Here is a 10,298-nt window from a genome sequence, read left to right on the forward strand (position 1 = left end):
GCTGACGCCCGCACCGCGCGCGCCCGCCCCGCAGCGCGCCCGCACCGCCGCGCCCGCGGCCGCGACTCGCTCCTCCGCCGCTCTCGCGGGACCCGCGATCGGCAGGGGGACCCGAGATCTGGGGTCCGCCTGCCGATCTGGGGTCCAGGTAGCCGAGCCCTCGCTCGCGTGGCATGATTTCGGTGTGCCGAAAAATTTGGGTGCGGGTGGACGAAGGACAGTGGCTGGGGTCGCGGCCGCGATCGCGGTCGGCCTCGCGCTGAGCGGCTGCGCGACGCCCGGGGCAAGCGCCGAGTCCGCCGGCGACCAGCGCCCGCTCGTGCTCGCGACGTTCACCGTGATCGCCGACATCGCGCGCGAGGTCGCGGGCGACGCCGCCCGCGTCGAGTCGCTCACGCGCGTCGGTGTCGAGGTGCACGACTACGAGCCGACGCCCGGCGACCTCGTGCGCACCGAGGGCGCCGACCTCGTCGTGACGAACGGCTGGGGCATCGACGAGTGGCTGCTCACCCTCGTCGAGCGCGCCGACGCCCCGCACGTCGTGCTGAGCGACGCGGTCGAGCCCATCCCGATCGAGAGCGGCCACTACTCCGGCAGCCCGAACGCACACGCGTGGGTCGCCCCGTCCGAGGGCGCCCGCTACGTCGAGGCGCTGCGCGTCGCGATCGGCGACCTCGTGCCGGCCGAGCGCGCGGCGGTCGACGCGCGTGCCGCGGCGCTCACCGCGCGGCTCGACGCGCTCGGCGCGCGGCTCCGCGCGGGCGTCGCGCGGCTGCCCGAGCGGCACCGCGTGCTCGTCACGTGCGAGGGCGCCTTCAGCTACCTCGCGCGCGACGCGGGCCTCGACGAGGCGAGCCTGTGGCCCGTGAACGCGGGCGGGCAGGGCACCCCGCAGTCGATCGCCGAGGTCGCGGCGATCGTGGAGGAGCGGCAGGTGCCGACCGTGTTCTGCGAGTCCACGACGCATCCGGGCACCCAGGAGCAGATCGCGCGCGAGGCCGGCGCGCGCTTCGACGGCAGCCTGCACGTCGACTCCCTCTCGACGGCCGACGGCCCGGCGCCCACCTACCTCGCGCTCATCGAGCACGACGTCGACGCGATCCTCGAGGGGCTGGGCGGATGAGCCGCGAGACCCCGAGGGACGCGATCGTCGTCGAGCGCCTCGGCGTGCACTACGGCGACGTGCGGGCCCTCGCCGACGTGACGGCGCGCATCCGCACCGCCGAGATCACCGGGCTCGTCGGCGTCAACGGCTCCGGCAAGTCGTCGATGCTCGCGGCGATCCTCGAGCGCGTGCCGCACGAGGGCACGGTGCGCATCCTCGGGCGCACGCCGGCCGAGGCGCGCCGCGCGGGTCTCGTGGCCTCGGTGCCGCAGGCGGAGAGCGTCGACTGGGACTTCCCCGTGACCGTGCGCGACGTCGTCACGACCGGCCGCTACGGGCGCATGGGGCTCCTGCGCATCCCGCGTGCCGCCGACCGCGCGGCGGTCGACGAGGCGCTCGCCCTGCTCGGCATCGCGCACCTCGCCGACCGCCAGATCGGCGAGCTCTCGGGCGGGCAGCGCAAGCGCGCGTTCGTGGCGCGGGCGATCGCCCAGGACGCGGAGCTGCTGCTGCTCGACGAGCCGTTCGCGGGCGTCGACCGCACGAGCGAGGCGCGCATCGTCGAGGTGCTCCGCGGCCTGCGCGAGCGCGGCCGCACGGTCGTGATCGTGCACCACGACCTCTCGGGCGTCGCAGAGCTCGTCGACACCGTGCTGCTGCTGCGGGGCAGGCTGCTGCACCAGGGCCCGCCCGAGGAGGCGCTCACGCCCGAGCGCATCGCCGCCGCGTTCGGCGCGGGCCCGGCGGGGGAGGAGCGGTGACGGACGCGACCGTCTGGGACGCGCTGCTCGCGCCATTCACCTACGGCTTCATGCTGCGCGCGATCCTCGTGACGCTCGTCGCCGCCGTCACGTGCGCGCTGCTGTCGACGTGGCTCGTGCAGATGGGCTGGTCGCTCATGGGCGACGCGGTCTCGCACGCGGTGCTGCCGGGCGTCGCGCTCGCGTACATCCTCGGGCTGCCCTTCGCGCTCGGTGCGGCGGTGTTCGGCATCGGCGCGGTCGCGCTCATCGGCGGCGTGCGCGCGGCCTCGCGGATCAAGGCGGATGCGGCGATCGGCGTCGTGTTCACGACCCTGTTCGCGCTCGGGCTCGTGATCGTCTCGGTGACCCCTGCGCAGACCGACCTGCAGCACATCCTGTTCGGCAACGTGCTCGGCGTCTCGGACGCCGACATCGCCCAGGTGCTCATCGTCGGCGCGATCGTGTGCGCGACGCTCGTGGTGCTGCGCCGCGACCTCACGCTCGTCGCGTTCGACCCGGGCCACGCGCACGCGATCGGGCTGCGGCCGCGGCTGCTGCACGCCGTGCTCCTCGGGGCCCTCGCGCTCACCGTCGTGACCGCGCTGCAGGCGGTCGGCATCATCCTCGTCGTCGCGATGCTCGTGATCCCCGGCGCGACGGCGTCGCTCATCGCGGTGCGGTGGGATGCGCTGCTCGCGTGGTCGGTCGGCGTCACGGCGGTCGCGTCGATGGTCGGGCTCATCGCCGCCTTCTGGGCCGACATCTCGCCGGGCGGCGCGGTCGTGCTGACCCAGGGCCTCGCGTTCGGGCTAGCGTTGCTGTTCGGGCCCCGGCGGGGGCTCGTCATCCGGTGGGCGAGGAGCCGATCGACGAGAGCGAGGCGCCATGCAGTCGACAGCGGCTGAGGACTACGTCAAGGCGATCTACCACCACACCGAGTGGCAGCCCGACCCCGTGACCCCCTCGCAGCTCGCCGCACGGCTCGGGCTCGCGAACTCGACCGTCACCGAGATGGTGAAGAAGCTCGCGGCCGCGGGCCTCGTGCACCACCGCCCCTACGGCGCGGTCGAGCTCACCGACGAGGGCCGGCGGCTCGCGGTGCGGCAGGTGCGCCGGCACCGGGTGGTCGAGACGTGGCTCGTCGAGCGGCACGGCTACGACTGGGACGAGGTGCACGACGAGGCCGAGATCCTCGAGCACGCGCTGAGCGACCGGCTGCTCGACTCGATCGCGGCCTCGCTCGGCGACCCGGTGCGCGACCCGCACGGCGACCCGATCCCGGCGGCCGACGGCACCGTGCAGCGACCCGACGCGGTGCTGCTCGCGGATGCGCCGGTGGGGCACGAGGGGGCGGTGGTGCGGATCTCGGACGAGGATCCCGCGATGCTCCGCTTCCTCGCGGACGCGGGCGTCGCGCTCGACGCGCCGCTCACGGTGCTCGGCCTGAAGCCCTACTCCGGCTCGATCCAGGTGCGCTCGTCGAGCGGCACCGTCGACGTCGGCCCCGACGTCGCGCGCGCGATCTGGCTCGAGGCCTGACGCGCGCGGTGCGCGTCGCCCGGCGCGCTCAGCGCTCGAGCCCCGCGCTCAGCGCTCGAGCCCCGAGGTGCCGGTCCCCGAGAGGTCGAGCGTCTCGACCGGCCCGGCCGCGGTGCCCTCGCGGATCTCGCGCGCGACCTCGCGGCGCGACTGGATCGCGTGCCAGACGATCGCCACGATGGCGATGGCGACCACGCCGAGCAGCACGAGGTCGATGTACTCGGTGACGACCTCCGCGACCCCGGGGATGTGCGCGACGCCCCAGCCGAGCAGCGGCAGGCCCGCGCCCCACAGCAGCCCCCCGAGGACGTCGAGCCGCAGGAACAGCGGCCACGGCATCCGCCCCACCCCTGCCGCGACCGGCATGAACGTGCGGACGATGCCGATGAAGCGCGCGATGATGACGGCCGCCGCGCCGTAGCGCACGAAGAAGCGGTTCGTGCGCTCGATCGTGCGATGCGAGAACAGGCCGGAGGACCGGCGCTGGAAGATCGGCGGCCCCGACTTGTGGCCGATGAAGTAGCCGAGCTGGTCGCCCGCGACCGCGCACGCCCAGATGCACAGCATCACGAGCCAGATCGGCTGCGGGATCACGCCGGTGTAGGAGAGGATGCCGGCGATCACGAGGAGCGTGTCGCCTGGCAGCAGGAAGCCCACGAGCAGGCCGGTCTCGACGAACACGATCGCGCACACGAGCAGCAGGGCCCACGGGCCCGCGCCGGAGATGAGGCCCTCGACGTCGATGAGGAGCTCGGTGGGCAGCGGGGGCACGGGCGCTCCTCGGGACGGTTCGCAGTGCGGGAGAGGGGACTTGAACCCCTACGCCACGAGGGCACAGGAACCTAAATCCTGCGTGTCTGCCAATTCCACCACTCCCGCGTGGGGTGGCACCAGCGTAGCGGCGCTCGCGGCCTGCTCCCGCGCTCGGGCGCGTCTGCCACAGTGGCGGCATGCACATGCGCGCACTCGTCACCGGCGCGACGGCGGGCCTCGGCGCGGAGCTCGCGCGCCAGCTCGCCGCCGACGGCTTCTCCCTCGTGCTCGTCGCCCGCGACGAGCAGCGGCTGCGCGAGGTCGCGGCGGCCCTCCCGGTCGAGACCGAGGTGCTCGTCGCCGACCTCACGGTCGCCGACGACCTCGAGCGGGTCGCGGCGCGGGTCGCCGATCGCGACCGCCCGATCGACGTGCTCGTCAACAACGCCGGCACGGGCATCCTCGCCGACTTCCACGTCTCGCGCATCGATGAGGAGCGGCGGCTGCTCGACCTGCTCGTGTGGGCGCCGATGCGGCTCGCGCACGCGGCGCTGCCCGGCATGCTCGAGCGCGGGCGCGGGGGCATCCTGACGGTCGCGAGCATGGCGGGGCGCATGCCGAACGGCACGTACTCGGCGGCGAAGTCGCACGCGATCACGTTCTCCCGCTCGATCGCGGCGCGCTACCGAGCCGACGGCATCCGTGCGACCGCGCTGCTGCCGGGCTTCCTCAAGACGGAGTTCCACGAGCGGCTCGGCATCGACCGCTCGGGCACCCCCGACATCATCTGGGCGAGCGTCGAGGCGACCGCGCGCGAGGGGCTGCGGGGCCTGCGCAAGGGGCGCAGCGTCGTCGTGAGCGACTGGCGCTACCGGCTCACCGCGCCCCTCGTGCCCGTGATCCCCGACCGGCTCCTGGGCGGCTGGAGCATGGCGCGGCTCGACCGGCGCGATGCCGAGGGTCGGCTCGAGCCGACGAGCGACGCCAACCGCTGATCAGCGGCGCCGATCGCCGCGCGCGACCCGCTGTGGCATCCTCTGGGGGACCGGCGCGCGCCGGACGGGGAGGCAGCAGTGGTGGAGTCGATCGCGGTGCTCGGCGCGGGCATCATGGGCGCCGGCATCGCCCGGGTCCTCGGGCGCGCGGGCCACGACGTGCGGGTCTTCGACGTGCGAGCGGATGCGGCGGCGCGCGCCGCCGAGTCGGCCGGCGGATCCCCGTGCGACTCGGTCGAGGCCGCGGTCGACGGCGCGACGATCGTGCTCGAGGCGGCGCCCGAGCGGCTCGAGCTCAAGCGCGCGCTGCTCGCGGAGGTCGAGGCGGCCAACCGCGAGGCGATCATCGCCTCGAACACCTCGTCGATCGACGTCGCGGCGCTCGCGGCGGGCATGCGCGACCCGTCGCGGCTCGTGATCGCGCACTTCTTCAACCCCGCCGACACCGTGCCGCTCGTCGAGGTCGTGCCCGGGCCGGCGACGCCGCAGGCGACCGTCGACCGGATGGTCGCGCTGCTCGCCGAGGCCGGCAAGGCGCCCGTCGCGCTCGCGGAGCAGGTCGAGGGCTTCATCGCGAACCGCCTGCAGGCGGCGCTCTACCGCGAGGCGATGCACCTCGTCGAGCGCGGCGTCGCGACCCCCGAGCAGGTCGACGCGGTCGTGACGGCGGGGCTCGGGCCGCGCTGGGCGCTCGCGGGCCCGTTCGAGGTCATGGACCTCGGCGGGCTCGATGTGTGGACGAGCGTGACCGACGGGATCTTCCCGACGCTCTCCGGCGCATCCGCCGCCCCCGCGATGCTGCGCGAGCGCGCAGCGTCGGGCGAGCTGGGCGCGAAGTCGGGGCAGGGGTTCTTCGCGCACGACGCGGATGCGCCGGTGCGGTTCGCCGCCCGGCTCGCGGCGCTGCTCGAGGCGCGCGTGCAGCTCGACGCGACCGACCCGGCGCTCGAGGGTCGCGGGTCGGCCGGGGAGGGGTCCCCCACCTGACGCGAGCCCCCGCTTGGTTCTTCAACTTTGGAATACCTGCGCGGGCGCCGCGTTGATCCCACGGTGAAGCGGGCGACGAGGGACGCCGCCCCGTGTGGAGAGGATCCGAAGATGACGTTCCCCGTTCTCGAGGGCAAGGTCGCGATCGTGACCGGCGCGGCGATGGGCATGGGCGAGGCGACGGCCCGCCTGTTCGCGGAGGCGAAGGCGAAGGTGGTCGTCGCCGACTTCAACGCCGAGAAGGGCGAGGCCGTCGCGGCCGACATCCGCGAGGCCGGCGGCGAGGCGCAGTTCGTGAAGGTCGACATCTCTGACGCGGCGCAGGTCGAGGCGATGGTCGCGAAGGCCGTCGAGCTGTACGGCCGCCTCGACGTCGCGGTGAACAACGCGGCGCTCACGCCCGACCAGAACCTCGTCTCCGAGATCGACGAGCAGTACTGGGACCGCCTCATGTCGGTCGACCTCAAGGGCACCGCGCTCACGCTCAAGTACGAGCTGCGTCAGCTGCTCGCGCAGGGCGAGGGCGGCTCGATCATCAACATCTCGTCGACCTCCGGGTTCCGCGTGCAGCCGCAGACCGTCGCGTACAACGCCGCGAAGCACGGCGTGAACGCGCTCACGAAGACCGCCGCGGTCGAGAACGGCCCGCACGGCATCCGCGTCAACTCGGTCGCCCCGGGCGCCGTCGACACGCCGATGCTGCAGGGCGCGATCGAGCAGTTCGGCCTCGACCCGGTCGAGTACCCGAAGCAGCTCTCGGCGCTCCACCGCTTCGCGCAGCCGCGCGAGATCGCGCAGGCGAGCCTGTGGCTGGCCTCCGACGCCTCGTCGTACGTCACGGGCACCACGATCCACGTCGACGGCGGCTACACCGGCGCCATGTGAGCAGCGCCGCGCCGCGCTGACGCAGCTGAGGGGCACCACAGGCACATCGCACGTGGTGCCCCTCAGCGTCTCGTGGCACGGTGGGGCGCATGACCGACCCCATCCGCGCCCTGTACTTCAACGGCACGCTCACGCCCTCCCCGGGCGAGAGCCACACCGACCTCCTCATCGAGGCGAGCGCGCGGATCCTCCGCGAGCAGGGCGTCGAGGTCGAGGTCGTGCGCGCCGTCGACCACGCGCTCGCGCCGGGCGTGCAGCCCGACATGCGCGAGCACGGCGCGAGCGAGGACGCGTGGCCCGAGCTCTGGCAGCGGGTGCTCGCCGCTGACATCGTCGTGCTCGCGACCCCCATCTGGCTCGGCGACGCCTCGAGCGTCACGCGCCGGGTGATCGAGCGGCTCTACGCCGAGTCGGGCGAGCTGAACGCCCACGGCCAGTCGATCTTCTACGGCAAGGTCGGCGGATGCCTCGTGGGCGGCAACGAGGACGGCATGAAGCACGTCGCCCGTGAGGTGCTCTACGCGCTCCAGCACATCGGCTTCACGATCCCGCCGCAGGCCGACGCGGGCTGGGTGGGGGAGGCGGGCCCCGGCCCCTCCTACGGCGACGAGCTCGACGACGGCTCCCGCGCGGGCGCCGACAACGACTTCACGAAGCGCAACATCACGATCATGGCGTGGAACCTCCTGCACGTCGCTCGCATGCTGCGCGGCGGCATCCCGAGCGAGGGCAACGACCGCAACGCGTGGGAGCGCGGCGAGCGCTTCGGCTTCCAGAACCCCGAGTACCGCTAGCAGCCTGGCGCGTGTGGGCGGCCTCGGGCAGGGTGGCGCCATGGACACGACGCAGTGGCTGCTCGACGCCGACCCCGCGATCCGCTGGCAGGTGATGGCCGACCTGCTCGACGCCGACGCGGATGCGGTGGCGCGCGAGCGCTCCCGCGTCGCCCGGGAGGGGTGGGGTGCGGCGCTGCTCGCCGCCCGCGGGGCCGACGGCCAGTGGGCGGGCGGCGCGCACTTCCCGAAGGCCGAGCCGGTGTTGCCCGGCCAGCCGTGGACATCCACCGCCCACGTGCTCACGGAGCTGCGGCTGCTCGGCGTCGACCCGGCGGATGCGGCGGTGCGGGAGGCGATCGACGACGTCGCGCGCGTCACGCGCTGGGAGTACGACGACGAGCCGTTCTTCGAGGGCGAGGTCGAGCCGTGCATCAACGCGGCGCTCGTGACGAACGCCCTCTACTTCGGCGTCGAGGTCGACCCGATCGTCGAGCGGCTGCTGGGGGAGCGGATGGCCGACGGCGGCTGGAACTGCGAGCAGGAGCACGGCTCGGTGCGCTCGTCGTTCGACACGACGATCGGCGTGCTCGAGGCGCTCGCGGCGTATGGGCGCGAGCACGACGACCCGCGGGTGGCCGAGGCGCGCGCGAGCGGCGAGGAGTACCTGCTCGAGCGGCACCTCATGCGGCGCCGCTCGACGGGCGAGATCCCGAAGGCCACGTACGTGCAGCTCGCGTTCCCGCCGCGCCACGAGTACGACGTGCTGCGGGCGCTCGAGCACTTCCGCGCGGTCGGGGCGCCTGTCGACGAGCGGATGCGCGAGGCGCTCGACCTCGTGCGCTCGAAGCGCCGCGACGACGGCACGTGGGCGCTCGACGTCGTGCACGGCGGCGATGCGATCAACGACTACGGCCGGCCGGGCGAGCCGAGCCGCTGGATCACGCTCAAGGCGCTGCGCGTGCTGCGCTGGGCCGACGGCTGACGCACCCCGACCGCATCCTCCGCTCCGGCGCACGGGCCTCGCTGTGGAGAACTTCCGCGGCCCGGCGGCCCCTTCGGCTTCACTGGCCGCATGCGCCAGGCCGTCGCCGAGATCACCGCGTCCGTGCGGGCGCGGGTGCGCCGCGACGGTGTCGACCTCGCGCGATCGGGCGACCTCGCCGAGCGCTACGTGCGCGACGCGGTGCGCTCCTACGCCGAGCGCTCGCTCGGCGGCAGCGTGCCGATGCTCGCCGACGAGCGACAGGCCGAGCGCGACGTGCTTGCGGCGGTGAGCGGCTACGGGCCGCTCCAGCCCTATCTCGACGATCCCGAGATCGAGGAGCTGTGGATCAACCACGGCTCCCGCGTCTTCTGCGCGCGGGGCGGCGTCTCCGAGCAGCTGCCGCTGCGGCTCACCGAGCACGAGGTGCGCGACCTCGTCGAGCGCATGCTCTCGACCACCGGGCGACGCGTCGACCTCTCGACGCCGTTCGTCGACGCATCGCTGCCCGACGGCTCGCGCCTCCACGTCGCGAGCGGTGACGTCGCGCGCGGCGCGATGTCGATCAACATCCGCAAGTTCTCGCGCCGGCTCGCGTCGCTCACCGCGCTCGTCGAGCGGGGCGCGCTGAGCCAGCAAGCGGCGCAGTTCCTGCGCCAGGCCGTGATCGCGGGGTGCAACATCCTCGTCTCCGGCCCGACCCACGCGGGCAAGACCACCATGCTCAACGCCCTGCTCGCGGCGGTCCGACCCGGCGAGCGCGTCGTGACGGTCGAGGAGACCTTCGAGCTCGACCCGCCGGTCGACGACATCGTCGGGCTGCAGTGCCGGCAGCCCTCGCTGGAGGGAACCGGCGAGATCTCCCTCCGACGGCTCGTGAAGGAGTCGCTGCGCATGCGCCCCGACCGGCTCGTGGTCGGCGAGGTGCGCGAGGCCGAGGCGCTCGACCTGCTCGTCGCGCTCAACTGCGGCGTCTCGGGCATGTGCTCGATCCACGCGAACTCCGCCCGTGATGCGCTCGGGAAGCTCACGACGCTGCCGCTGCTCGCCGGCCGCAACATCGATGCAGGGTTCGTCGTGCCGACCGTCGCGCAGTGCATCGACCTCGTCGTGCACCTCGCGATCGACGCTCGCGGCAACCGTCGCGCGGTCGAGATCCTGGCGCCCACCGGCCAGGTGACGGGAGGCGTCATCGAGGCGTCGACGCTGTTCGCGCTGCGCGACGGGCTGCTCGAGCCGACCGGGTCGCACCCGGCCCGCACCGCGAAGTTCGCGGCCATCGGCGCCGACCCGGCGGCGCTGCTCGCGGGAGCCCGCGCATGACGTGGCTCCTCGGGTCCCTGCTCGGGCTCGGCCTCGTGCTCGCGGTCAGTCCCTGGCTCTGGCCGAAGCGCGGGCGGCATGTCGATCCGCGTGCGGCCGGCCGTCTGCGCGACCGGTTCGCGCTCGCGGGGCTCGACGGCGTCCCGAGCCTTGCGCTCGCCGCGGTGTGCGTGCTCGGCGGCGTGCTCGCCGCGGGCGTCGCGCTCGCGC

The 10,298-nt window shown here is 74.0% G+C and carries 11 protein-coding genes, 1 tRNA gene and 1 pseudogene; 11 read left to right on the forward strand and 2 right to left on the reverse strand.

The genetic code is table 11. The annotated features are described in order from the left end of the window. Positions 1-220 precede the first annotated feature (220 nt). The 4 genes from NWP09_RS08955 to NWP09_RS08970 are packed head-to-tail and all read left to right on the forward strand — an operon-like array spanning position 221 to position 3,387. Positions 221-1,123, forward strand: coding sequence for a metal ABC transporter solute-binding protein, Zn/Mn family (locus tag NWP09_RS08955; protein WP_258275175.1), 903 nt, complete (start codon positions 221-223; stop codon positions 1,121-1,123). Further along, positions 1,120-1,866: a metal ABC transporter ATP-binding protein gene (locus tag NWP09_RS08960; RefSeq protein WP_258275176.1), complete on the forward strand. Its 747-nt coding sequence runs from the start codon at positions 1,120-1,122 to the stop codon at positions 1,864-1,866. The genes NWP09_RS08955 and NWP09_RS08960 overlap by 4 nt, the downstream gene beginning before the upstream one ends. 50 nt (positions 1,867-1,916) lie before the next feature. Then, positions 1,917-2,753, forward strand: a complete 837-nt coding sequence (locus tag NWP09_RS08965; protein WP_258275185.1) for a metal ABC transporter permease — start codon at positions 1,917-1,919, stop codon at positions 2,751-2,753. Further along, the gene (locus NWP09_RS08970; RefSeq protein WP_258275177.1) at positions 2,734-3,387 is read left to right on the forward strand and encodes a metal-dependent transcriptional regulator; all 654 of its coding nucleotides are present in this window, start codon (positions 2,734-2,736) and stop codon (positions 3,385-3,387) included. Before NWP09_RS08965 ends, NWP09_RS08970 begins: the two co-directional genes overlap by 20 nt. A gap of 48 nt (positions 3,388-3,435) precedes the next feature. Here NWP09_RS08970 and NWP09_RS08975 read toward each other — a convergent pair whose 3' ends face one another. Beyond that, the gene (locus NWP09_RS08975) at positions 3,436-4,158 is read right to left on the reverse strand and encodes a DedA family protein (protein ID WP_258275178.1); all 723 of its coding nucleotides are present in this window, start codon (positions 4,156-4,158) and stop codon (positions 3,436-3,438) included. Positions 4,159-4,183: 25 nt separating this feature from the next. Next, a tRNA-Leu gene (locus tag NWP09_RS08980) sits at positions 4,184-4,266 on the reverse strand. Positions 4,267-4,337: 71 nt separating this feature from the next. Between NWP09_RS08980 and NWP09_RS08985 the strand changes: the two genes are divergently transcribed. The 7 genes and pseudogenes from NWP09_RS08985 to NWP09_RS09015 all read left to right on the forward strand — a co-directional run. Further along, the gene (locus NWP09_RS08985; protein WP_258275179.1) at positions 4,338-5,135 is read left to right on the forward strand and encodes an SDR family oxidoreductase; all 798 of its coding nucleotides are present in this window, start codon (positions 4,338-4,340) and stop codon (positions 5,133-5,135) included. 81 nt (positions 5,136-5,216) lie between these two features. Continuing rightward, positions 5,217-6,122, forward strand: coding sequence for a 3-hydroxyacyl-CoA dehydrogenase family protein (locus NWP09_RS08990; RefSeq protein WP_258275180.1), 906 nt, complete (start codon positions 5,217-5,219; stop codon positions 6,120-6,122). Positions 6,123-6,233: 111 nt separating this feature from the next. Beyond that, on the forward strand, positions 6,234-7,007 hold the full coding sequence (locus NWP09_RS08995; RefSeq protein ID WP_258275181.1) for an SDR family NAD(P)-dependent oxidoreductase: 774 nt from the start codon (positions 6,234-6,236) through the stop codon (positions 7,005-7,007). Between the two features lie 89 nt (positions 7,008-7,096). Then, entirely contained in the window at positions 7,097-7,801 is a 705-nt protein-coding gene (locus tag NWP09_RS09000; RefSeq protein ID WP_258275182.1) for a flavodoxin family protein, read from the forward strand. 40 nt (positions 7,802-7,841) lie between these two features. Continuing rightward, positions 7,842-8,765 (forward strand): hypothetical protein, encoded by a 924-nt coding sequence (locus tag NWP09_RS09005; RefSeq protein WP_258275183.1) that lies wholly within the window; start codon positions 7,842-7,844, stop codon positions 8,763-8,765. Positions 8,766-8,855: 90 nt separating this feature from the next. Then, on the forward strand, positions 8,856-10,088 hold the full coding sequence (locus NWP09_RS09010) for a CpaF family protein (protein WP_258275184.1): 1,233 nt from the start codon (positions 8,856-8,858) through the stop codon (positions 10,086-10,088). After that, a pseudogene (locus NWP09_RS09015) lies at positions 10,085-10,298 on the forward strand (hypothetical protein); the annotation flags it as partial. The gene NWP09_RS09010 and the pseudogene NWP09_RS09015, both read left to right, overlap by 4 nt.

Source organism: Agrococcus sp. HG114 (assembly GCF_024723325.1).
Lineage (GTDB): Bacteria > Actinomycetota > Actinomycetes > Actinomycetales > Microbacteriaceae > Agrococcus.

What these genes read in the sequence shown, in the direction of transcription:
- NWP09_RS08995 (WP_258275181.1), top strand. Translation starts at nt 6,234, where the DNA reads ATGACGTTCCCCGTTCTCGAGGGCAAGGTCGCGATCGTGACCGGCGCG.
- NWP09_RS08960 (WP_258275176.1), top strand. Translation starts at nt 1,120, where the DNA reads ATGAGCCGCGAGACCCCGAGGGACGCGATCGTCGTCGAGCGCCTCGGC.
- NWP09_RS08985 (WP_258275179.1), top strand. Translation starts at nt 4,338, where the DNA reads ATGCACATGCGCGCACTCGTCACCGGCGCGACGGCGGGCCTCGGCGCG.
- NWP09_RS09000 (WP_258275182.1), top strand. Translation starts at nt 7,097, where the DNA reads ATGACCGACCCCATCCGCGCCCTGTACTTCAACGGCACGCTCACGCCC.
- NWP09_RS08970 (WP_258275177.1), top strand. Translation starts at nt 2,734, where the DNA reads ATGCAGTCGACAGCGGCTGAGGACTACGTCAAGGCGATCTACCACCAC.
- NWP09_RS09005 (WP_258275183.1), top strand. Translation starts at nt 7,842, where the DNA reads ATGGACACGACGCAGTGGCTGCTCGACGCCGACCCCGCGATCCGCTGG.
- NWP09_RS08965 (WP_258275185.1), top strand. Translation starts at nt 1,917, where the DNA reads ATGCTGCGCGCGATCCTCGTGACGCTCGTCGCCGCCGTCACGTGCGCG.
- NWP09_RS09010 (WP_258275184.1), top strand. Translation starts at nt 8,856, where the DNA reads ATGCGCCAGGCCGTCGCCGAGATCACCGCGTCCGTGCGGGCGCGGGTG.